Raw genomic sequence first — 407 nt, 5'->3', positions numbered from 1 at the left:
CATCAGCGGAGATCGCCAGATGCAGCAGCCGCTCCGGCAGCGGACCTTTGGTAATGAGGACGAGCAGCTCATCCACCAGCGTGACGCTGTCTAAACCCGCTTCTGAGAGCGGCAGCGCGACGCCCATTCCTTTGGCCGCCACCTGTGCGGCTTAGGTACGGAAGAATTCGCTGAAGATACGTCGGTCCAGGGCGTGCAGCAGCTCCGGCTCCGCCAGCCCGGCGCGGAAGGCATGCTCTTCCAGCACTTCCCCCTGGCTGGTCCACAGCCGCAAGGAAATCAGCCAGAAGCTACTGCTCTCGGGAATGCGCGGCGAGGCGACGCTGCGGGCGATCATCAGCAGATGGTTATCTTTAATCATGTGCCACTGCTCATCCAGCGACATCATGCTGCGCGTGCTGTGGATC

Annotated in this window: 1 protein-coding gene; it reads right to left on the bottom strand. The window is 61.9% G+C overall.

The features are described from left to right. Nucleotides 1–151 precede the first annotated feature (151 nt). Nucleotides 152–407 (bottom strand): hypothetical protein (locus ACEWB7_RS18285; RefSeq protein ID WP_411581131.1); only part of this gene is annotated, 256 nt, incomplete at its 5' end.

The sequence above is a fragment of the Acinetobacter sp. NIOH-H-8 genome (genome assembly GCF_046635365.1).
GTDB lineage: Bacteria > Pseudomonadota > Gammaproteobacteria > Pseudomonadales > Moraxellaceae > Acinetobacter.
Note: the sequence above shows the minus strand (reverse complement) of the source record. Positions and strands in the feature narration are given on the sequence as shown.